Source organism: Nonomuraea spiralis, from assembly GCF_014648435.1.
Classification (GTDB): Bacteria; Actinomycetota; Actinomycetes; order Streptosporangiales; family Streptosporangiaceae; genus Nonomuraea; species Nonomuraea spiralis.
Genome location: NZ_BMRC01000013.1, coordinates 253375 through 272257, shown reverse-complemented (window position 1 = coordinate 272257; position 18883 = coordinate 253375). Strand labels below are relative to the sequence as shown.

Here is an 18883-nt window from a genome sequence, read left to right as displayed (position 1 = left end):
CACTTCTTCTCCAGCACGACGTTGCGGCCCTTGGGACCCAAGGTCACCTTGACGGCGTCGGCGAGCTGGTTCATACCGCGCTCGAGACCGCGCCGGGCGTCCTCATCGAACGTGATCATCTTTGCAGCCACTACCGCTCCTCACAGTTATCGGGGGACAAAGTCCGGGACGGCGCCCGCGACGGGCGGCCTGCCGGGCAGGCCCCGCCGTCCCGGCGTCCCGCACTCTACCCCGAAACTTGCGTGACACGCACGTCGTGCGCGCCACGCAACATCCGGTAGAGTTCGGCCATGAACGACGACACCCTGGATCTGCGGGCGCGCCACAAGCAGGCCACCCGGGAGGCCATCAGCCACGCGGCGCTGCGCCTGGCCATCGAGCAGGGCCCCAACGGGCTGGCCCTCGTGCGCGTCCACGACATCGCCTCGGCCGCAGGCGTGTCGCCGCGCACGTACAACAACTACTTCTCCAGCAGGGAAGAGGCGATCTGCGCCTTCCAGGCCGACCAGTCCAGGCGGGCAGGGGAAGCGCTGCGCGCCCGGCCCGACGGCGAGCCGCTCGACCGGGCCCTCATCGCGGCAGTCGTCGAGCTCTACAGCGATCCGGAGCCGGACAAGGCGGGCCTGCGCATGATCATGTCCACGCCGGAGCTGGAGGGCGAGGCGCTGAAGGCGTTCAGCGTGGCGGAGGAGGCGCTCGCCGAGGCGATCGCGGCGCGTACCGGCACCGACGCCGGGCGCGACCTGTTCCCCGCCGTCACCGCGGCGGCGGTCGCGGGCGCGATCCGGGTGGCGGGCCGTCACTGGCTCGCGCCGGGCAACACCGCCCCCTTCGCCGACCTCCTGCGTGAGGCCCTGTCCTGCGTGGTGCCGGCCGCGCCGCCGGAGCGCTGATCTCCATGCCTCCCGCACCCGGCGTGTCCCGTACGCGGCGCTTCCTCCGCTCAGCGCCGCCCGTAGTGGTCGGCGACGGCGGCGAAGGCGGCCTTGGGGTCCCAGGGCAGGCCAGGGTAGGCGGTCCCGAGGCGGTCCTCGTAGACCTTGACGATGCCGTAGCCGGCCCGGTCCAGGTCGTCGTGGGGGTCGCCGTCGGGGCGGTGGGGATGGTCGCGCAGCGCGAAGGTGAACACGAAGGTGGCGTCCACGCCGGCGGCGTCGAAGACCTCCAGCAGCTCGCGCACGTACGCGGCCTGGCCGGCCTCGTCGCGGGCGTGCTCGCCGGTCAACCGGAGGGGTGCGCGGGTGACCTCGTCGTACTCGACGATCTCCAGGCCCAGGGCGCCGCGGTCGCCCGCGCCGAGGTAGGTGGCCGAGCCGAACTCGGTGATCGCGACGGGCCGATCCCGTGCGACGAGGGTGCGTACACCCTCCTCGAACACGCCGGCGGTCTCGGCCGAACGGTAGAGGTCCACGGACACGATGTCGAAGAGCGTCCAGTCGACGGCTTCGAACGGCACGGAGGCGTAGGTCACCTTGCCGCCGAAACGCTCACGGACGACGGTCACGGCCCTGCCGAGGAAGTCGTTGAGCCGCGCGACGGCCCCGCCGATCAGCTCGCGCAGCCGGTCGGGGCGACCCAGCAGCGCGACCCGTCCGGCGAGGTCGTCTGCGGGCAGGAAGCCCTTGTTCATCAGGCACAGCTCGGCCCCGGTGACGAACACGACCTCCGCACCACGCCGCCGCACCCGCTCCGCGCGCTCGGCGCAGTCGGCCAACAGCGCCAGCGTCTCCTCCTCGGTCAGCTCCAGGGGGTAGGGCGAGAACCACACCTCCAGGCCGAGGTCGGCGGCGTGGGTGGCGGCGATCTCCAGGCGTTCGGGGTCGCCGCCCATGACGCGGACGGCCGTGCAGCGCAGGTCGTCGCGGATGATGCGCAGCTCACGCGCGACCACGTCAGGGTCGAACCCCGCATGGCCGATCGATCCGTTGAAGACGAAGCCGGTGTCGTAACTGATGCCTTTGGCTCGCATGCCCGTTTCCTCCAAAATTACGGTACTGAACGTACCTTAGCGGCTTTGAGGTACGGTCAGTACCCTCGGACCGAAGAGGAGACGTGATGACCGAGGCAGGCGGGCGGACGCGGCGGCGTGGGGCCACGCTGGAGGAGGCGATCCTGCGGGCCGCCGCGGACGAGCTCACCGCGTCCGGGTACGCCGGGCTGACCATGGACAAGGTCGCCGCCCGCGCCGGCACCAACAAGAACGCCATCTACCGCCGCTGGCCCAACCGCCTGGCCCTCGGCATCGCCGCCTACAAGCGGCTGGCCACGACGGTCTCGCCACCTGACACCGGCGAGTTGCGCGGCGACGTCCTTGAGCTGCTGCGCCGGGCCAACCGCTACTGGAGCTCGCCCCTCGGGGCGATCCTGCGCGACCTGCTGGCCGCCGCGGGCGGCGCCACCGAGTTCCTGGCGCAGCTTCAGGAGGAGTCGGACGACGGGGTGGCCGCGCCCTGGCTGGCCGTCCTGGAACGCGCGGTGTCCCGGGGCGAGGCCGCGCCGGAGTCGCTGCGTCCCAGGGTGGCCACGGTGGCGATCGTCCTGCTGCGCAACGAGTTCGTGGTGCGCGGGGCGCCCAGCGCGCCCGACGACGTGCTCGTGGAGATCGTGGACGAGGTCTTCCTCCCGCTGGTGCGGCGGCGTTAGCGCGCCGGAACGGGCCTCACCAGAGCCGGTCGATCTCGCCGGGGTACAGGTCGATGCGCGCGTGATGGAACGACAGCCGGTGCGCCCGGCCCTGCGGCGAGAGGAAGTCGCCCATGGTGACCTTGTCGAACCCCGGCAGGTCGCTGGGGAAGGGCGCCTGCGGGGTGCCGCCGACCAGGACCGCCCCGGGGATCACCTGCCAGCCGGCGCTCTCGTAGAAGCCTTGGAGCGGGCGGTCGCAGGTGAACAGGGCGACGTCGAAGCCGGCGGCGGCGATGGCCTCGTGCGCGGCGCGTACGAGGTGGCGCCCGTGGCCTCGGCCGCGGGATGCCTTCCTGGTCACCACCGTGCTCAGGCCCGCGGCGCGGAAGCGGCGGCCGGCGTGGGTGACGGGCTTGGACAGGATGTCGAGGGCGGCCACGACCGTGTCCTCGTCCAGGAGCAGCATGGAGCGTGGGGAGAGGGCGGGGTCGTGGACGGGGCCGCCGCCAGGTGCGGTGTGGGCGGGCCAGGCTTCCTGTTGCAGGTCGCGTACCTGGACCAGCAGGTCCGAGGGGATGTCCGGCTCGGGGAACGACCTGATGAGCATGGGTCCCGAGTGTGCCGGGCGGCGCCCCCACAGGCAAACCGGTTTCCGTTCGCCGGGGGGGTGAGCGCGACTCGGGCGCGGGCAGGCTCGGGCAGGCGTGGGCTCGGAGCTTCACCGGGCTCGGGCAGGCGTGGGCTCGGAGCTTCGCCGGACTCGGGCAGGCGTGGGCTCGGGGCTTCGCCGGACTCGGACGGCCTTGGCTCCGCCTGGCTTGATCGGGTCGGTTGCCTGGCTGCGCGCGTATGACGGTTTCCGCCTGATGGCGGCGGGTGACTGGGCATGCCGGCCCACGCCGCATGACGTGGCACTTACTTCTATTTCGGCCCGCCCGTAAGAAGGGCCCTCCTGGTGGGTGAGCGTCAGGGGGCATGAGAGGATCCCGGGCCATGGAGATCATCGACAGCGGGCGGTTCGAGCCCGCGCCGGACGGGTCCGCCAACTTCGCCGAGCACCTGCGGGTGCCCACCCTCAGCTTCGGGACCTACTCCATCCCGGCCGGCGCGGTCGACGGGCAGTCACCGCACAACGAGGACGAGATCTACGTGGTGACGGCCGGGCGCGGCTCCTTCACCTCGGGCGGCGTCACCGTGGAGGTCGGCCCCGGGAGCGCGCTCTTCGTCCCGGCACGCGAGGAGCACCGGTTCCACGACATCACCGAGGACCTGGTGACGCTGGTGTTCTTCGCCCCCGCCTACACCGGAGTCCCCGTCTCCTAGGGCCCCGCACCTCAAGATCCGCTCTCCAACGGCTCGTGTCCTGAGACCCGCCGTCCGAAGCTGCCGGACAAGGGCGGGTGGGCTGGAGGAACCGGGGTCCCCGCCTCCCAGAGCCCCGCGCACCAAGATCCGCTCTCCAACGGCCCGTGGTCTGAGGGTCGCTCTCCAACGGCTCGTGGCCTGAGGGTCGGCGTCCGGCGGGCCGGGGCCGAGGGCCCGCACCCTGAACCCCGCGCCCGAGAAACCCCGGGTCCAGAAGGGTGTCGTCTGGGGTTGCTGGTCAGGGGTGGGTGGGTTGGAGGAAGTGGATCGCTGTGTTGGGGTGGCAGCCGATGCGTTCGTACACCGGCTGACCGGCCTGTGTGGCGTGCAGCACCAGCCGCCGTTGCCCGCTCCGCTCGCCGCCCTCGTGGATCGCCTTGCGGGTGACGGCCTCGCCGTACCCCCTGCGCATGTGGCCGGGGAGGGTGGCCACGAACGCCAGGAAGATCGAACGCGGCCCGGCGACGGTGGCGGCGCAGGTCACCGGCTGCCCGTCACGGTATCCGAGGTAGGCGTGGACGTCGCGGCGCCACAGTTCGGAGCCGGTCAGGGCGCTCCTGCCCACCTCGGGCGCCATGCCGTAGGCGCGCGCGTTGATGTCGCCGTACGCGGCGAGGTGCTCCTCGGTCTCCACCCGCCGGAACTCCAGCTCCGGGTGACGCGGATCGGGCACCGACAGGTCGCCGGCCATGCCGCGGCCGGAGAACGCCGGTTCCAGACCCGCGTCGGCGGCTCGGCGGAACAGGCTCGCCTTCGCCTCGGGGCTCAGCAGGTCCTCGAACACCCACAGATACCCGGCCTCGGACCTGGCCCTCATGAAGGACGCCGCCCGCGCGAGCTGGTCACCGAGCGCGTCTGCCGGGATGTCCGTCCCGGTCAGGGTGACGGTGTTCCAGAAGCCGAAGGGGCTGTCGGCCCACATGTGGGTGACGCCGTCGTCCGTGGTGACCTGGCCGCCTCGGTCCCGTACCAGGGCGGACCAGACGGTGATCAGGTGTTCCTTCGACTCCAGGGCCTCTTCGGAGGATGACACGGCGGAAGTCCCTTTCTCGGCGTGCCGCGGCCGGGCCGGAGGTGCCGCCCGGCGCCCGGCGCCCGGTCGCAGGTCAGGCTCGTTCGAAGGTGAGGTCGAAGTCCTTGCGCCAGGTCTTCCCCTGGTCGTCGGAGGCTTCCCAGCGTGCGAGGATCCGGTCCTGCTCGACGTCGGCGAGGAAACGCTGGTGCATGTCGGGGTCCTCGCGGGTCAGCGTCCAGTGTCCGCCGCCGAAGGTCATGTCGTACTGGCGGCACACACCGCGGTCGTCCTGGTACAGCGCGACGTAGTTGTCATTCGGGTCGCTGCGGCCGATGACGAGGCTCATCTCGGAGTGGTGCGTGCCGTCGGCGAACCGCGTCCGTACGAACAGCAGCGACTCCCCGAGCAGCTCGACGGTGGTCTCGCCCGGCACGCGCACGCCCGGCGGTTCGAGGAACCAGGCGTCCGACATTGTCGTGCTCCACTGTCCGACGAGACCGTCGAGCTTGGCAAGCCCGCTGTTGCGCATCAACGCCTCCGATCGGCACGGCCTCCGCGACGTTACCAGGCCGCGGTCACTCATCCTGGTTGGACAGGACGCTGTGTCCGAAGGGGATGACCATCGTCCAGCCTTCGACCAGGTCGTTCATGATCTCGCCGAACTTCCGCACCGGCCCGTTCTCGATGTGGCGCCGGAAGGCGGCCTCGTCGGTGTAGGTCTCGTAGACGTACACGACGTCGGGTTCGGCCTCCACCTCCCACAGGTCGAGCCGCAGCGTGCCGGGCTCGAACTCCCTGGCCACCTGGACGTTCCAGCGCGAGAACTCCAGGAACTCCGCGCGCTTCCCGGGTTTGACGACCATCCTGACGAGTGCTCCGTACATCGGAGGCTCCTGTTCCTAGCGGGGGTTGCCGGCGCGCCAGGCGACGTAGTCGGCGACGGCCCCGGCCAGGTCGAAGGCCGGGGTGAAGCCGGTGTCGCGGGCGAGCCGGGTGATGTCGAGGTACGGGTTGCCGCCGGGACCGTACTGCCGTCCGGGAAGGAGCTCGGGCAGGAGGTCGGGCCGCGGGCCGGGGACGACCGCCCGTACGGCGTCGGCGAGCTCGCCGTTGGTGAACGGCCGCCCGCTGGAGACGTTGTAGGTGTCGTGCCGCAGGGCCGGCGCGGTCGTCAGCAGGGCGATCGCGCGCCCGGCGTCGGGCGCGTAGCAACCGTCGCCGCCGTCGTCGGCGTGCAGCGGCCGCGGCCGCTCGCCGCGCAGCACGGCGCTGATGTACGGCGGGACGTGGTTGAACGGCGATTCCGGGTCCATCAGCGGCCCCCAGACGCTCCCGATCCGCAGGACGACCGGCTGGACCCCGCTGCCCTGGAGGCCGTGCGTGGTCAAAGGCTCGACGGCCTTCTTGAACGCGACGATCAGGTGCGGCAGGTTCGCGGCGGGCAGCGCGAGCTCCTCGTGCCGGCGGGTCTCGGGCCGGCCGGCGTACACGCCGAGGCTGCTCGCGACGGCGAACCGGCGCACGCCCCACGCGCGGGCCGCGTCCAGGGCGTTGAGCAGGCCGGTCGTCTCCGTGCGCAGGAAACCGACCGGATCCTCGCCGGGGATGCCGCCGGCGAGGTGGACGATGTCGCCGATGTCGTGGCGATCGGCGAGGGCGAGGAAGGCGTCCCGGTCGGTGACGTCGAGGGTTTCCACGGTGACCCGGCCGGCGAGGAACGACGGCACCTCGGCGCGGCGGTGCGCGGTGACGACGACCTCGTGCCCGAGGTCGGTCAGGGCGCGGGCGGTGTGGGCGCCGATCATGCCCAGCCCTCCGGTGACCAGGATCATCGGACCACCTCGTAGCGCAGGTGGGTCACGCCGGGCGCCGGGACGGCCTCCAGCAGGCGCAGGCTCACGTGCTCGGGCAGTTCCTGGAAGAACCTGCGGCCGCCGCCCAGCAGGACGGGCACCTGGTGGAGGATGACCTCGTCGACGAGGCCGGCCGCCAGCGCGGCGGCCAGCACGCCGCCGCCCATCAGGGCGACGTCCTTGCCTCCGGCGGCCTCGCGGGCCGCCGCGATCGCGTCCTCGACGCCGGTGGTGACCAGGGTCTGCCGCTCGCCGACCTCGGACAGCGCCCCATGGCTGAGGACGATCAGCCGGACCCCCGGGTGGGGGCCGCCGCCGCCGAAACGTTCGGAGTCCTCGTACGTGTTGCGCCCGGCCACGACCGCGCCCAAGCGCGCGGCCAGCGAGTCGAAGACCCGGGCGCTGGGCCCGCTCAGCTTGAAGCCGTCGAACACCTGGCTGGGGGTGTCGCCGTCGAAGTACCAGTCGAACAACATCGTCCCGTCGCCGAGCCCGTGGCCGGCGCCCGGGTCGCGGCCGGTGATGTATCCGTCGACCGACACCGCGTGGGCACTGATGACTCTGCTCATCGTTCGATCCTTTCAGGGTTCCTTGAAGAGACTCCATGACCGTAGCATCCAGAGTTCCCTGAGGGAACTCGAATTGCTAGACTGACTTCATGCAACGCACCAGCTTCGGGGAGATGGCCTGCTCCATCGCGCGCACCCTCGACGTGATCGGGGAGCCGTGGTCGCCGCTGATCCTGCGGGACGTCTGGGTGGGGATGAGCCGGTTCGAGCAGATCCAGGCCGACCTCGGGATCTCGCGCAAGGTGCTGACCGAACGGCTCAACCACCTCGTCGAGCAGGGCGTGCTCGAACGCCGCCCCTACGACCGGCGACCGCGCCACGAGTACCACCTGACGACCAAGGGCGCCGAGCTGGTCGACCTGCTCATGATCATGACCGCCTGGGGCGACCGGTGGCTCGAGGGCCAGGCCGGTCCGCCGGTGCTCTACCGCCACCACGCCTGCGGCGAGATCAGCCGTGCCGAGTCGCGTTGCGCCCACTGCGGCGAGCCGATGCACGCCGCGGACGTCGATCCGCTGCCCGGCCCCGGCGCGGCGGCGGGGTCCGACTGACGATCACGATTGCCCTCCTTCCCGTTGCCCGAAAGTCTCGCGGGCCCGCCGCGCGACCGGCAGATGCCGATGTGGACAGTCGGCCATGACGAACGTCATCGCCGGCCCCGTGACCTTCTCCCGGAGCACGCCGATCGCCGGGAGCACGAACTCGTGGGCCCCGGCCGCGCCATCCGCGTGGAAGTCTGACGAGACTGGAGAACGGAGGCGGCCGGCGCGGCTGTCCCGGCGCTGGCCGGGCGGGCCGGTCCACCGCCCCCGTCGCGTACCCGTTGCCGCCCGGCCCTGACGAGATGAGAGCCCTCATGAGTGTCACCCCCGCCCAGCTGCGCGACCTCGCGCGGCGTGCCCAGGACCTCGCCGCCGAGGTCCGCTCCGTGTGCGACGCCGAGCCCGCCGGATCGCCCGAGCACGACCAGCTCCGAGCGGCGCGGCACGCCGCCGACTGGCTGGACCGGGGCGGCGAGGACCTTCAGCGGGCCGCGGGCGACCTGGCCAGGCTCCGGGCCCTGCGCGAACAGGTCTGCGGCATGCCGTGGGGCGTCTGCCCCGAACACGGCAACACCCTGTCCCACCGGGCGAACATCACCGAGTGCCGCGTCTGTCACCGCACCTGGCCGCAGGACCGGGCCGGCAAACCCTGTCAGGAGATGGTCCGCTGGAAGGTGACCGACCAGGCCGGGACGGTGACCCGGATGTGCGACGGGCACGTGCTCGGCGCGCGGGCCGTCCTCCAGGGCGCCACCTTCAGCCGCCTGGACGCGGAGGGCGCCCAGGCTTGACCTGGTCCGTCAGGATCGTCGCGGTGTTGATCACCGATACGTGGCTGTAGGCCTGCGGGAAGTTGCCGACCTGGCGGTGGCGGACGGTGTCGTACTCCTCCGACAGCAGGCCGAGGTCGTTGCGCAGGTCGAGCAGGCGCTCGAACAGCTCGACGGCCCGGTGCCGGCGGCCGGTCGCGGCCAGCGCGTCGGCCAGCCAGAACGAGCAGGCCAGGAAGGTGCCCTCGTGGCCGGACAGGCCGTCGACGTCGTCGGCCTCGGTCCGGTAGCGCAGGACGAGCCCGTCGTGGACGAGGTCGCGGGCGATCGCGTCGACGGTGCCGACGACGCGCGGGTCGCCGGCGGGCAGGAAGCCGAGACGCGGGATGAGGAGCAGGGCGGCGTCCAGGCCGTTCGAGCCGTAGTACTGGGTGAAGGTGTTGCGGGCGGCGTCGTAGCCGTTGGCGCAGACGTCGCGACGGATGCGCTCGCGCAGGTCGCGCCACCGGTCGGCGGGACCCTCGCGGCCGAACCGGTCGACGGCCTGGATCATGCGGTCGGCGGCGACCCACGCCAGCACCTTGGAGTGCACGAACTGGCGGCGCGGGCCGCGGATCTCCCACAGTCCGTTGTCGGGCTGGTCCCAGACGCCTTCGAGGTAGCCCATCAGGGCTTGCTGGAGGTCCCACGCCTCGTCCTCGACGGCCAGGCCGGAGCGGCGGGCCACGTGGAGGCAGTCGAGGGTCTCGCCGTACACGTCGAGCTGGAGCTGGCCGGAGGCGGCGTTGCCGATGCGTACGGGGCTGGAGTCCTCGTAGCCCGACAGCCAGTCGGCGTTCCACTCGGGGATGCGCCGGCCGCCCTCGACGGTGTACATGATCCGCAGGTCGGCGGGGTGCCCGGCCACGGCCCGCAGCAGCCATTCGCGCCAGGCGCGCGCCTCGGCCTCGTACCCGGCGGTCATCATGGCCTGGAGGGTGAAGCTGGCGTCGCGCAGCCAGCAGTAGCGGTAGTCCCAGTTGCGCGGGCCGCCCAGCTGCTCGGGCAGGGACGTGGTGGCGGCGGCGACGACCCCGCCGGTGGGGGCGTAGGTGAGGGCCTTGAGGGTGCGCAGGCTCGTACGGACGGCCTCGTCGTAGTCGCCGCGGTAGCCGCAGCGCAGATTCCACTCGCGCCACAGCCGTTCGGTGTCGGCCAGGGCCTCGGGCGGGTCGACCGGCCGGGGGCGCGGCAACCACGACTGCTGCCAGGTCAGGACGAACGGCACCCGCTCGCCCTCGCCGACCGTGAACGCGGCGGTGGTGCGCCGGCCGTCGGCGTCCTCGCGCCCTCGCCGACCGTGAACGCGGCGGTGGTGCGCCGGCCGTCGGCGTCCTCGCGCAGCTCGACCGGGGTGCGCAGCCAGGTGGCGTCGGGCCCGGCGACCGCGGCCAGCACGCCGGGCTCGTGGCGCAGCCAGGGGATGTCGTGGCCGTAGTCGAAGCGCAACACCAGTTCCATGGTCATCTCGACCCTGCCGCGCACGCCTTCGACGATCCGTACCACGTCGGGGGCCTCGCGCCTGGGCGGCATGAAGTCCACCACCCGCACGCTGCCGCCGGGGCCGTCCCAGGTGGTCTCCAGGATGAGGGTGCCCTCGCGGTAGCGGCGCGAGGTCGCGCGGCCGGCGCCGGCGGGGGCCAGCAGCCAGCGGCCGGCGCGCGGCCCGTCGAGCAGCGCGGCGAAGCAGGCGGGCGAGTCGAAGCGGGGCAGGCACAACCAGTCGACCGAGCCGTCGCGGCCGACGAGCGCCGCGGTGTGCATGTCGCCGATCAGGGCGTAGTCCTCGATCCGCATCGGCGCCCGCCCCCTTCCGTCACGACACGCGGTGGGGTTCGGCGGCGGCGGCGCGCAGCTCCAGCCCGTGGCCGGGGGCGTCGGGCCGGGGGCGGGCCAGGCCGCCCGCGGGGTCGGCGGCGCCGTCGAACAGCTCGGACTCGATGCGCTGGTGGTCGTGGAACCACTCGACGTGGCGCAGGTTGGCGGTGCTCGCGGCGGCCGGGAGGTGCAGGTTGGGCGCGCAGTGGGCGGACACCTGAAGGTTGTGGCCGGCGGCTATCGCCGCGGCGGCGAACCAGCCGGTGTAGCCGCCGCAGCGGGTGGCGGCCCGCTTGCGTACGAGGCGCAGCCCCGGCAGGTCGTCGGAGGAGACGGGCTCCTCGAACCAGGTCACGTCGTACTCGCGCATGCGCTCGGCCAGGCGGACGGCCTGTTTGGCGGTGTAGCCGCCGTTGGCGTCGACGTACAGCTCGGCGCGGTCGCCGATGACGCGGCGGGCCAGGGCTACGCGGTGCAGGTCGCGGTCGGGGCGGGTGCCGGACGACTCACCAATCTTGATCTTGACGCGGCCGATGCCCTGTTCGTGCACCCAGTCCGCGAGCTGGGTGGTCGTGGCCTGGTCGTCGTAGGTGGTGAAGCCGCCCGAGCCGTACAGGGGCACCTCGGGCCTGGCGGCGCCGAACAGGCGGGTCAGCGGCAGGCCGAGCAGGCGGGCCTTGAGGTCCCACAGCGCCACGTCGGCGGCCGAGACGGCGTACCCGGCGACGCCGGGTACGCCGGGGCGGCCCGCGTTGCGCACCTCGCGGACCATCGCCGCGTGCAGGGCGGGGATGCCGGCGGCGTCCGCGCCGGTCAGGATCCCGGCCAGGACGCCGGTGACGACCGAGGCCGCGGCGGCGGGGGCGTAGGTCCAGCCGGTGCCGGTGTGGCCCGCGGCGGTCAGGGTGACGACGACCAGGGTGGTCGACCGCCAGGCCAGCGTGCCGTCGCCTTCCGGCTGGTCGGTGGGGATGCGGTAGGCGGCGGCCCCGGCGCTCTCGATCGTGCTCATGACATCCCTGGCCCTACCCGGCGGACACCCGCACGACCCCATAAGCAACTTCAATTGACTATCGTGGGGCGGACGCCTAGGGTGGCTTGAATGTCAGTCAAAGAGCCCGCGGACGCGCTCGCGGCCGTGGTCGCGCTGCGCCGCCTGGCCGACCAGTTGGAGGACGCCGCCGTGGAGCAGGCGATGCGGGCGGGCTGGAGCTGGCCGCAGGTCGCCGAGGCCCTCGGCATCACCCGCCAGGCGGTCCACAAGAAACACTCCAAGCGGCTCATCGCGGCCGGGGTCGAGCTGAGGAGGCGGGGATGAGCGGAACGTTCGACAAATACCTGCACGAGGTCCTGGTCCGGGGCCAGGAAGAGGCGCGCGCGGAGAGCTCGGCCACGATCGAGGCCCACCACGTGCTGCTGGCCATGACCGCGAGCGAGGACACCGAGGCGCGGCCGGTCCTGGCCGCGGCGGGGCTCGACCACGCGGGCGTACGGGAGGCGCTGCGGCGCGAGTTCGAGCACAGCCTCGCGGCGGCCGGGGTGTCGGCGGACGTCTTCGACCTGCGTTCCACCCCCGATCCCGAACGCCGCCCGCAGCTCGGGGCCTCGGTCAAGCTCGCGATCGAGCGGCTGGCCGGCGCCCACCGCAAGAAGGACCTGCGCCCGATCCACGTGCTGCTCGGCGTCCTTCAGGCCGAGGTCGGCACGGTGCCGCGGGCCCTGGCCCTGGCCGGCGTCGACCGTACCGCCCTGGCCGAACGGGCCCGCGCGACCCTGTGACACAGGCGCCCCGCGAAGTCCGGCGGAACTTTTCCTCCCGGCGATGTCGATCCCGGCGGCCCTCCTTCGTGTAGAGGGCGAACTTCGTGTAGAAGCGGAGAAAGGACGACGACATGACCGAGACGAAGACATTGGCGACCGGACTGTGCGTGGGCGAGTCGCCGCGCTGGCACGAGGGCAGGCTGTGGTTCTCCCACTGGGGGGAGCAGGAGATCGTCGCGCTCACCCCCGGCGGCGACCGCGAGGTGATCGCCCGCGGCCCCAAGCCCGCCGGCTTCTGCCTGGACTGGCTGCCCGGCGGAAGCCTGCTGGTGACCGGCGAGCGCGAACTGCTGCGCATGGAACCCGGCGGTACGACGGCCGTCCACGCCGACCTGGGCAAGCTGCCCGCCGGGCCGAACGAGGTCGTCGTGGACGGCCACGGCCGCGTGTACGTCAACTGCGTCGGCTTCGACTTCGGCCGCGCGGACTTCGCCCCCGGGGTCATCGCCCTGGTAGGCCCCGACGGCGAGGCCCGCGTGGTCGCCGAGGACCTGTACTTCCCCAACGGCATGGTGGTGACCCCGGACGGCTCCACGCTGATCGTCGCCGAGTCCTGGACGCGGCGGCTGACGGCGTACGACATCGGCGCGGACGGGAGCCTGTCCGGCCGGCGGGTGTGGGCCCCGGTCGGCGGCGACGGCATCTGCCTGGACGCCGAGGGCGCGATCTGGACCCAGGTGGACGACGAGCGCGGGGCCGCCTGCCTGCGGGTGCGCGAGGGCGGCGAGGTGCTGGACCGGATCGAGCTCGACCGGGCCTGCTTCGCCTCCGCGCTCGGCGGGCCGGACGGCCGGACCCTGTTCATGATGGTCGCGGTGTTCCCGGGCGTCGAGCGGATGGCGGAGATGTTCGCCGCCCGTACGGGCCAGGTGCGGACCGCCACGGTGGCGGTGCCGGGCGCCTGATCCGGATTCCTTGAGGCCCGCGCCGGCCGGTCAGCGGAAGACGGCCCCGAACAGGTCGGCGCAGGTCTCCAGGAAGCCGCCCCAGTCGCCGTTCACGTTGCCGGTCAGCGTGTGCGTGCCCCGGCGGTCGCCCATCGCGTACGTCATCGACCCCTGGATGAACCCGCCGCCTCCCCAGAGCGTGACCCCGTCCGGGAAACGCTGGGAGTAGACGCCGAGTCCGTAGCGGGCGCCGGGCACCCAGCCGGAGCCCTCGGTGGACACGGTGGTGAACATCTCCTCCTGCTGCGCCGGCGGGAGGAGGCGGCCGCCCAGCAGCGCGCCCAGGAAGAGGTGCAGGTCAGCCGTGGTCGAGACCATGCCGCCGGCGGCCCAGGCCCAAGACAGGTCGGCGCCGGTCACGTCGTGGCGGCCGACGTCCTGGCCGGCCTCGTCCTGCTGGGAGTAGTGGCGGGCGTGCGGGTCGCGCAGGCCCTCGCCGGCCGCGGGCAGGTACGTCCCCGTCAGCCCCAGCGGCCCGGCGACGCGGCGGTCGATCTCCTCGGCGAGCGTCGAACCGGTCACCGCCTCGACGATCATCCCGGCCAGGTTGTAGTTGACCTTGGAGTAGCGGAACAGCTCCCCCGGCTCCCCGGCGGGCGGGGTCTCCTGGCCGGGGATCGCGTCCGGCAGGCCGCTGGTGTGGTTGAGCAGCCGCCGCAGGGTGATGCGGGTGGCGTCGGCGTCCGGGAAGTACTCCTCCACGACGCCGGGCAGCCAGGTGGTGACCGGGGCGTCCAGGTCCAGCCTGCCGTCTGCGGCCAGGCCGAGCGCGACCGTCCCGACGAACGCCTTGGTGAAGCTGCCGATGCGGAAGTGTTCCCCGGCCCGGCGTGGACTGCCGGTCTCCAGGTCGGCCACGCCCGCGATGCCGGTCCACGGCGGCTCGCGGCCGTCCCGGACCTCCACCACGATCCCGGGGCCGCGGTCGTCGGCCATCAGCCGGTCGAGCACGCGCCGCAACCTCGGGTGGCCGTGATCGGCGTGCACCATGGACATGTTGCCTCCTGCGATAGGACGGGGATCAGCGAAACGCGAGCAACCGTAGTTGACTATTTCAGCACAGTCAACTGCGGTTGCTTATCGCGCGCGCATCCCCCTCAGGCCGCGCGGCCCGCCTTCAGCGCGGCGGCGGTCTCGGCGACGCGGCGGGCCTGGTGGCGGGCGGCCTCCAGGGACACGTCACCGGGAGGGCCGTCACCGGCCACGTGCGACGTGCCGTACGGATTGCCCGACCGGAACTGGACGGGGTCGGTGTACCCGGGAGGCACGATGACGCCGCCCCAGTGGTAGAAGGTGTTGCCCAGCGCCAGGATGGTGGACTCCTGCCCGCCGTGGGCGGTGTCGGACGCGGTGAACGCCGAGTACACCTTGCCCGCCAGCTCGCCCACCTGCCACGGCGACGCCGTCGGTGTCACGCAGATGCCGGACCCAGGCCGGGTTGGCCTCGATCGCCTCCGGCGGTGTCGCGCCGGGCGGCCGCGATCACCCGCATCAGCGCGGCGTGCAGGTCCTGGAGCTCGTCGAGGCCCATGCCGAGGCGGGCGACGATCGCCGGCGGGATCTTCTCCGCCTCCTCGCGGAGTTGCCGGCCTGCGGGCGTCAGGGTGACGACCAGGGCGCGCTCGTCCTTGCTGTTACGCTCGCGGTGGACGTACCCCAGCGCCTGGAGGCGCTTGAGCAGCGGCGACAGCGTGCCCGGGTCGAGTTGCAGGAGCTCGCCCAGCTCCTTGACCGACAGCGGCTCGTACTGCCAGAGGGCCAGCATCACCAGATATTGGGGGTGGGTCAGCCCGAAGGGTTGCAGCAGCGGCCGGTAGAGGCCGATCACGCTGCGCGAGGCGATGCTCAGGGCGAAGCACACCTGCCGGTCCAGCGCCAGCAGGTCTGTCGCCTCTGTCACAGGCTCCATGCGTGTACGCCTCCGATGCCGTCTGGTAACTTACTTTGTGTACAAACTAATAGCCTGCAAATCGATGCCACACAAATCTTACCCGTGGCCGGCCCGCCGAAAGAGGGAGACCTCATGTTTCACCGCAAGCCGCTGGAGGAGCGCATCGCCGAGCGTCAGGCCAAGCTTCCTCCGCTGAAGGAGGGCAAGCACTTCGAGCACGGGCCGGCCAAGTTCGTCTTCGTCACGCTGCTCGTCGTGGTGGTGGTGACGCACCTCGTCGGCCTGGCCATCGTCATGCACTTCGCCTGACGCCGCCGCGAACACCCCGCCGTCACCCGCGCCCTTGGCCCGGGGGCGACGCGACGAGGGCCCCCGGCGGGGGCCCTCGTCGCGTGTCCGGCAGGCTCAGGAACGGGGCCAGGGGCGGCCGGCGAGGCGTTCGATGTCGGTGTTGAAGCGCCTGAGGTAGGTGGCGAAGGCGGCGACGTCCTCGGCCGGCCAGTCGGCCATGACCTTCTCCAGGCCGCGTACGTTCCGCTCCCGTTCCTCCTCCAGGCTCCGCTCGCCCTCCGGCGTGAGGCGGAACTTACGGGCGATGCCGCCCTCCGGGTCGGGGATGCGTTCGACCAGCCCGGCGCGCAGGAGCGCGGAGGTGTGCCGGTTGAGGGTGGAGGCGTCCAGTCCGAACGCGTCGCTGAGCTGCCCGATGGACATCGGCCCGGCGCCCTGGAGCCGCCTGAGCAGGAGGTGGGCACTGCGGTCGTAGTGCCGGTGCCGGCCGAGCAACATCGTCTCGAACTCGATGAGATGTGTGGGCTTTTCCATCTCAATCCCCCCTTTCGCCGTATATGTGCACCTTACATGAATTGTGCGCATAACACATGATGTGTAGGGTGCACATCCTCCGGACGAGGGGAGATCGACGTGGGGGGCTCCACATCCACCGCCCGCCCTGGCGGCGTCGTCAGCGTGATGGCGGTGGCCGGCATCGTCGCCTCGCTCATGCAGACTTTAGTCGTGCCGCTGGTCGGCGAGCTGCCACGGATGTTGCACAGCACCGCCTCCGACGCCTCCTGGGTGATCACCGTCACCCTGCTGGCCGGCGCGGTCACCACACCGGTCACCGGGCGGCTCGGCGACCTGTACGGCAAGCGCCGCATGATGCTCGTGTGCACCGCGCCCCTGATCGCCGGCTCGGTGACCTGCGCGCTGGCCGGCTCGCTCGCCCCCATGATCGTCGGCCGTGGGCTGCAGGGCATGGGCATGGGCCTGATCCCGCTCGGCATCAGCGCCCTGCGCGACCTGCTGCCGCCCGACCGGCTCGGCCCCTCGATCGCGCTGATGAGCTCGTCCATGGGCATCGGCGGGGCGCTCGGGCTGCCGGTCTCGGCGGCGGTCGCCGAGTACGCGAGCTGGCGGGTGCTGTTCTGGGGCTCGGCCGTGCTGAGCGTGCTGATCGCGGTGCTGATCCGGCTGCTGGTGCCGCCCACGCCTCAGCTGACGGAGGGCGGGCGGCTCGACGTGCCGGGCGCGCTCGGGCTGGGCGCGGGGCTGGTGTGCCTGCTGCTCGGCGTCTCCAAGGGGGCCGACTGGGGCTGGTCCAGCGGGACCACGCTCGGGCTGCTGGGCGTGGCCGTACTGGTCCTGGCGGGGTGGGGCTGGTGGGAGCTGCGGGTCCGGGAGCCGCTGGTGGACCTGCGAGTGACCGCGCGGCGCCAGGTGCTGCTGACCAACCTGGCCTCGATCGTGGTCGGCTTCTCGATGTACGCCCAGGCGCTGATCGTCATGCAGATCCTCCAGCTCCCCGCGGCCACCGGTTACGGGCTGGGCCAGTCGATGCTGGCCGCCGGCCTGTGGATGGCCCCCTCCGGCCTGATGATGATGGCGGTCTCGCCGCTCGGCGCCCGGCTGTCGGCCGCCCGCGGCCCCAAGGTCACCCTGATCGCCGGGAGCCTGGTCATGGCGCTCGGGTACGGCTCCTCGACGGCCCTGCTGGGCTCGGCCTGGGGCATGCTGGTCGTCACCTGCGTGTGCGGCCTCGGCGTCGGCCTGGCCTACGGGGCGATGCCCGCGCTGATCATGGGCGCGGTGCCCCGGTCGGAGACGGCCGCGGCCAACAGCTTCAACACGCTGATGCGTTCGATCGGGACCACGGTGTCGGCGGCGGTCGTCGGGGTGATCCTGTCGCAGCTGACGATCCGGCTGGGGGCGCACACGGTGCCGTCGGAGGCCGGTTTCCGGGCCGGGATGCTGGTCGGGTGCGGGTCGGCGCTGGCCGCCGCGGCGATCACGCTGGCGCTGCCCGCCCGCCCCGGAGGGCAGGCGGCCGCGGACGACGCCGCCGCCCCCGCATCGCCCGCCCGCCGCTGACGGCGCAGGCGGGCGGCGCGAGCCCGGACGGACCCGTTGGGCGGGCGGCCTACCCGGTGAGGTCGCTCTTGTAGAAGACGGTCGCCCGGAACTCGTCGGGACTGCCGCTGATCTTGCTGGAGAAGCCGAACGCGAGGCGCGGGCCGTCCGGCGATCGCCAGATCGCCATTCCCTGAGGTTCGCGGCCGGGCAGCGACTCGCCCGCTCGCGTCCGGTACACCTGCTCGACCGAGGCCCCGGCCTTGTTCATGTCGAGACGGACCAGGTAGGACGGTTTGGCCGGGTCCGAGGGCTTGGCGGGCGGGCCGCCGTAGGAGAGGTAGACGTACTGGCCGTACGAGGTCACGCCCTGGAAGTGGTCGGACTCGGAGAGACCCATCTCGGCGTTGGTGGGCAGGGCGCGCTTGGCGAGGATGGGCGTGGTGTCGCTGATGCCGTTGTTGATGACGGCGGGAAGGTCGAACAGCGCGAGACGCCACGGGCTCGTCGTTCCCATGTACCGGACGAGCAGCCGGTTGGTGTAGGGATCGATCGACGGGCGCGGACAGTCGCGGAAGTCGGAGAGGCCGATCGGGAACCGCCACACCCCCGCGTCCTTGGCGTAGTCGAGCTCGCCATCGTCGCGGTACTTGATGCGGCAGATCGTGTGGCTGTTCGGGGCCGTGCCGGGGGACAGGCTCCGCCAGTCGCCCGCGAGCCACACGTACGGGGAGCCGTTCGCGCTCGGCTGGATCGCCATCGACGAACCGTGGTCGAACCCGTGCAGCGCCATGGCGCCCAGCACCTTGCCGTGCGGGTCGGTCCTGGTCACCCAGAGGTCGCCGTTCGTGCTGCCGACCTTGGTCTGCACGAAGTAGATGTGCCCGTGGACGTGGTCGAAGGCGAAGGACTGCATCGCCCAGTAAGGCTGGTGGAGCTTGGCCCGCACAACGGGGTCGCCGCCGGCCCCCTCGAACACGAAACGCTGTGACGCCGGGACGGTCGCGTACGCCGATTCGGCCGTGTACAGGGAGAGGCCGCCGGTGGCGGCGGCGGCCGCGATTCCTGTACCCGTTCGGAAGAGCGTGCGACGACTCACGGCAGACGTTCGGCCGGTTTGGGGATTTTCACGCAAATGCATCACCTTGCTGGTAGTTCGGCCGGTTTGGTGGATCATGATCAATCCGGTCACCATATCCCCCGCGACACAGAGGCGTTGCCGGAGTCGCTGAGATCGTCCTCTTGAATTTCCTACACTGCAGGTAGGAAAGTTAGGCAA

General features: G+C 72.1%; 23 protein-coding genes and 1 pseudogene. 10 read left to right on the top strand and 14 right to left on the bottom strand.

All coding sequences use genetic code 11. From position 1 onward, the window contains the following. Positions 1–290 precede the first annotated feature (290 nt). The gene (locus IEZ27_RS30765; protein WP_189650438.1) at positions 291–893 is read left to right on the top strand and encodes a TetR/AcrR family transcriptional regulator; all 603 of its coding nucleotides are present in this window, start codon (positions 291–293) and stop codon (positions 891–893) included. A gap of 50 nt (positions 894–943) precedes the next feature. Here the strand turns inward: IEZ27_RS30765 and IEZ27_RS30760 are convergent, their stop codons facing one another. After that, the gene (locus IEZ27_RS30760; protein ID WP_189650437.1) at positions 944–1969 is read right to left on the bottom strand and encodes a hypothetical protein; all 1026 of its coding nucleotides are present in this window, start codon (positions 1967–1969) and stop codon (positions 944–946) included. Positions 1970–2055: 86 nt separating this feature from the next. On the opposite strand from IEZ27_RS30760, the gene IEZ27_RS30755 reads away from it, so the two are divergent. After that, entirely contained in the window at positions 2056–2643 is a 588-nt protein-coding gene (locus IEZ27_RS30755; RefSeq protein ID WP_189650436.1) for a TetR/AcrR family transcriptional regulator, read from the top strand. Positions 2644–2659: 16 nt separating this feature from the next. Here the strand turns inward: IEZ27_RS30755 and IEZ27_RS30750 are convergent, their stop codons facing one another. Beyond that, complete coding sequence (locus tag IEZ27_RS30750; RefSeq protein ID WP_189650435.1) at positions 2660–3232, bottom strand: GNAT family N-acetyltransferase; 573 nt, start codon at positions 3230–3232, stop codon at positions 2660–2662. Between the two features lie 386 nt (positions 3233–3618). Between IEZ27_RS30750 and IEZ27_RS30745 the strand changes: the two genes are divergently transcribed. Beyond that, positions 3619–3948 (top strand): cupin domain-containing protein, encoded by a 330-nt coding sequence (locus IEZ27_RS30745; RefSeq protein ID WP_189650434.1) that lies wholly within the window; start codon positions 3619–3621, stop codon positions 3946–3948. A 280-nt stretch (positions 3949–4228) separates the two neighbouring features. Here the strand turns inward: IEZ27_RS30745 and IEZ27_RS30740 are convergent, their stop codons facing one another. The 5 genes from IEZ27_RS30740 to IEZ27_RS30720 all read right to left on the bottom strand — a co-directional run bounded on the left by IEZ27_RS30740 (position 4229) and on the right by IEZ27_RS30720 (position 7427). After that, a complete protein-coding gene (locus IEZ27_RS30740; RefSeq protein ID WP_189650433.1) occupies positions 4229–5023 on the bottom strand; it encodes a GNAT family N-acetyltransferase in 795 nt (264 codons plus the stop codon). A 73-nt stretch (positions 5024–5096) separates the two neighbouring features. Continuing rightward, positions 5097–5534 carry a hypothetical protein gene (locus IEZ27_RS30735; protein ID WP_125638110.1) on the bottom strand — a complete coding sequence of 146 codons (438 nt, stop codon included), beginning with the start codon at positions 5532–5534 and terminating at the stop codon, positions 5097–5099. A 46-nt stretch (positions 5535–5580) separates the two neighbouring features. Then, positions 5581–5889 carry a putative quinol monooxygenase gene (locus IEZ27_RS30730; RefSeq protein ID WP_189650432.1) on the bottom strand — a complete coding sequence of 103 codons (309 nt, stop codon included), beginning with the start codon at positions 5887–5889 and terminating at the stop codon, positions 5581–5583. Between the two features lie 15 nt (positions 5890–5904). Further along, entirely contained in the window at positions 5905–6837 is a 933-nt protein-coding gene (locus IEZ27_RS30725) for an NAD-dependent epimerase/dehydratase family protein (protein ID WP_189650431.1), read from the bottom strand. Then, positions 6834–7427: a dihydrofolate reductase family protein gene (locus IEZ27_RS30720; RefSeq protein WP_189650430.1), complete on the bottom strand. Its 594-nt coding sequence runs from the start codon at positions 7425–7427 to the stop codon at positions 6834–6836. Before IEZ27_RS30720 ends, IEZ27_RS30725 begins: the two co-directional genes overlap by 4 nt. An 89-nt stretch (positions 7428–7516) precedes the next feature. On the opposite strand from IEZ27_RS30720, the gene IEZ27_RS30715 reads away from it, so the two are divergent. Both IEZ27_RS30715 and IEZ27_RS30710 read left to right on the top strand, forming a co-directional pair. Next, positions 7517–7978, top strand: coding sequence for a winged helix-turn-helix transcriptional regulator (locus IEZ27_RS30715; protein WP_189650429.1), 462 nt, complete (start codon positions 7517–7519; stop codon positions 7976–7978). Positions 7979–8283: 305 nt separating this feature from the next. Next, positions 8284–8760, top strand: a complete 477-nt coding sequence (locus IEZ27_RS30710) for a hypothetical protein (protein WP_189650428.1) — start codon at positions 8284–8286, stop codon at positions 8758–8760. On the opposite strand, the pseudogene IEZ27_RS30705 reads toward IEZ27_RS30710, so the two are convergent. After that, positions 8726–10575, bottom strand: a pseudogene (locus IEZ27_RS30705) (glycoside hydrolase family 15 protein). The gene IEZ27_RS30710 and the pseudogene IEZ27_RS30705 sit on opposite strands and share 35 nt — an antisense overlap. 19 nt (positions 10576–10594) lie before the next feature. Then, positions 10595–11608 carry an enolase C-terminal domain-like protein gene (locus IEZ27_RS30700; RefSeq protein ID WP_189650427.1) on the bottom strand — a complete coding sequence of 338 codons (1014 nt, stop codon included), beginning with the start codon at positions 11606–11608 and terminating at the stop codon, positions 10595–10597. Between the two features lie 90 nt (positions 11609–11698). Here IEZ27_RS30700 and IEZ27_RS30695 point away from each other — a divergent pair, with 90 nt between their 5' ends. The 3 genes from IEZ27_RS30695 (at position 11699) to IEZ27_RS30685 (ending at position 13322) form a co-directional block, all read left to right on the top strand. Then, positions 11699–11914, top strand: coding sequence for a helix-turn-helix domain-containing protein (locus IEZ27_RS30695; RefSeq protein WP_125638102.1), 216 nt, complete (start codon positions 11699–11701; stop codon positions 11912–11914). Continuing rightward, positions 11911–12375, top strand: coding sequence for a Clp protease N-terminal domain-containing protein (locus IEZ27_RS30690; protein ID WP_189650426.1), 465 nt, complete (start codon positions 11911–11913; stop codon positions 12373–12375). The genes IEZ27_RS30695 and IEZ27_RS30690 overlap by 4 nt, the downstream gene beginning before the upstream one ends. 113 nt (positions 12376–12488) lie before the next feature. Next, positions 12489–13322, top strand: a complete 834-nt coding sequence (locus IEZ27_RS30685; RefSeq protein WP_189650425.1) for an SMP-30/gluconolactonase/LRE family protein — start codon at positions 12489–12491, stop codon at positions 13320–13322. Between the two features lie 30 nt (positions 13323–13352). Here the strand turns inward: IEZ27_RS30685 and IEZ27_RS30680 are convergent, their stop codons facing one another. From IEZ27_RS30680 to IEZ27_RS30670, 3 genes are all read right to left on the bottom strand, one after another. Beyond that, positions 13353–14360 (bottom strand): serine hydrolase domain-containing protein, encoded by a 1008-nt coding sequence (locus IEZ27_RS30680; RefSeq protein WP_229824496.1) that lies wholly within the window; start codon positions 14358–14360, stop codon positions 13353–13355. 101 nt (positions 14361–14461) lie between these two features. After that, the gene (locus IEZ27_RS30675; protein WP_379478659.1) at positions 14462–14779 is read right to left on the bottom strand and encodes an NADPH-dependent FMN reductase family protein; all 318 of its coding nucleotides are present in this window, start codon (positions 14777–14779) and stop codon (positions 14462–14464) included. Beyond that, positions 14776–15273, bottom strand: a complete 498-nt coding sequence (locus tag IEZ27_RS30670) for a MarR family winged helix-turn-helix transcriptional regulator (RefSeq protein WP_189650424.1) — start codon at positions 15271–15273, stop codon at positions 14776–14778. Before IEZ27_RS30670 ends, IEZ27_RS30675 begins: the two co-directional genes overlap by 4 nt. A gap of 114 nt (positions 15274–15387) precedes the next feature. Here IEZ27_RS30670 and IEZ27_RS30665 point away from each other — a divergent pair, with 114 nt between their 5' ends. Beyond that, positions 15388–15564 carry a hypothetical protein gene (locus tag IEZ27_RS30665; protein WP_189650423.1) on the top strand — a complete coding sequence of 59 codons (177 nt, stop codon included), beginning with the start codon at positions 15388–15390 and terminating at the stop codon, positions 15562–15564. A gap of 96 nt (positions 15565–15660) precedes the next feature. Here the strand turns inward: IEZ27_RS30665 and IEZ27_RS30660 are convergent, their stop codons facing one another. Next, positions 15661–16080 (bottom strand): MarR family winged helix-turn-helix transcriptional regulator, encoded by a 420-nt coding sequence (locus tag IEZ27_RS30660; protein WP_189650422.1) that lies wholly within the window; start codon positions 16078–16080, stop codon positions 15661–15663. A 99-nt stretch (positions 16081–16179) separates the two neighbouring features. Here IEZ27_RS30660 and IEZ27_RS30655 point away from each other — a divergent pair, with 99 nt between their 5' ends. After that, entirely contained in the window at positions 16180–17625 is a 1446-nt protein-coding gene (locus tag IEZ27_RS30655) for an MFS transporter (protein WP_229824494.1), read from the top strand. Positions 17626–17674: 49 nt separating this feature from the next. Here IEZ27_RS30655 and IEZ27_RS30650 read toward each other — a convergent pair whose 3' ends face one another. Continuing rightward, a complete protein-coding gene (locus tag IEZ27_RS30650) occupies positions 17675–18703 on the bottom strand; it encodes a phage baseplate protein (RefSeq protein WP_229824493.1) in 1029 nt (342 codons plus the stop codon). Positions 18704–18883 lie beyond the last annotated feature (180 nt).

Coding starts and splice junctions, on each gene's coding strand:
- IEZ27_RS30665 (WP_189650423.1), top strand. CDS start 15,388: ATGTTTCACCGCAAGCCGCTGGAGGAGCGCATCGCCGAGCGTCAGGCC.
- IEZ27_RS30715 (WP_189650429.1), top strand. CDS start 7,517: ATGCAACGCACCAGCTTCGGGGAGATGGCCTGCTCCATCGCGCGCACC.
- IEZ27_RS30695 (WP_125638102.1), top strand. CDS start 11,699: ATGTCAGTCAAAGAGCCCGCGGACGCGCTCGCGGCCGTGGTCGCGCTG.
- IEZ27_RS30690 (WP_189650426.1), top strand. CDS start 11,911: ATGAGCGGAACGTTCGACAAATACCTGCACGAGGTCCTGGTCCGGGGC.
- IEZ27_RS30745 (WP_189650434.1), top strand. CDS start 3,619: ATGGAGATCATCGACAGCGGGCGGTTCGAGCCCGCGCCGGACGGGTCC.
- IEZ27_RS30685 (WP_189650425.1), top strand. CDS start 12,489: ATGACCGAGACGAAGACATTGGCGACCGGACTGTGCGTGGGCGAGTCG.
- IEZ27_RS30760 (WP_189650437.1), bottom strand. CDS start 1,969: ATGCGAGCCAAAGGCATCAGTTACGACACCGGCTTCGTCTTCAACGGA.
- IEZ27_RS30725 (WP_189650431.1), bottom strand. CDS start 6,837: ATGATCCTGGTCACCGGAGGGCTGGGCATGATCGGCGCCCACACCGCC.
- IEZ27_RS30765 (WP_189650438.1), top strand. CDS start 291: ATGAACGACGACACCCTGGATCTGCGGGCGCGCCACAAGCAGGCCACC.
- IEZ27_RS30680 (WP_229824496.1), bottom strand. CDS start 14,360: ATGTCCATGGTGCACGCCGATCACGGCCACCCGAGGTTGCGGCGCGTG.
- IEZ27_RS30660 (WP_189650422.1), bottom strand. CDS start 16,080: ATGGAAAAGCCCACACATCTCATCGAGTTCGAGACGATGTTGCTCGGC.
- IEZ27_RS30750 (WP_189650435.1), bottom strand. CDS start 3,232: ATGCTCATCAGGTCGTTCCCCGAGCCGGACATCCCCTCGGACCTGCTG.
- IEZ27_RS30730 (WP_189650432.1), bottom strand. CDS start 5,889: ATGTACGGAGCACTCGTCAGGATGGTCGTCAAACCCGGGAAGCGCGCG.
- IEZ27_RS30755 (WP_189650436.1), top strand. CDS start 2,056: ATGACCGAGGCAGGCGGGCGGACGCGGCGGCGTGGGGCCACGCTGGAG.
- IEZ27_RS30700 (WP_189650427.1), bottom strand. CDS start 11,608: ATGAGCACGATCGAGAGCGCCGGGGCCGCCGCCTACCGCATCCCCACC.
- IEZ27_RS30735 (WP_125638110.1), bottom strand. CDS start 5,534: ATGCGCAACAGCGGGCTTGCCAAGCTCGACGGTCTCGTCGGACAGTGG.
- IEZ27_RS30670 (WP_189650424.1), bottom strand. CDS start 15,273: ATGGAGCCTGTGACAGAGGCGACAGACCTGCTGGCGCTGGACCGGCAG.
- IEZ27_RS30710 (WP_189650428.1), top strand. CDS start 8,284: ATGAGTGTCACCCCCGCCCAGCTGCGCGACCTCGCGCGGCGTGCCCAG.
- IEZ27_RS30720 (WP_189650430.1), bottom strand. CDS start 7,427: ATGAGCAGAGTCATCAGTGCCCACGCGGTGTCGGTCGACGGATACATC.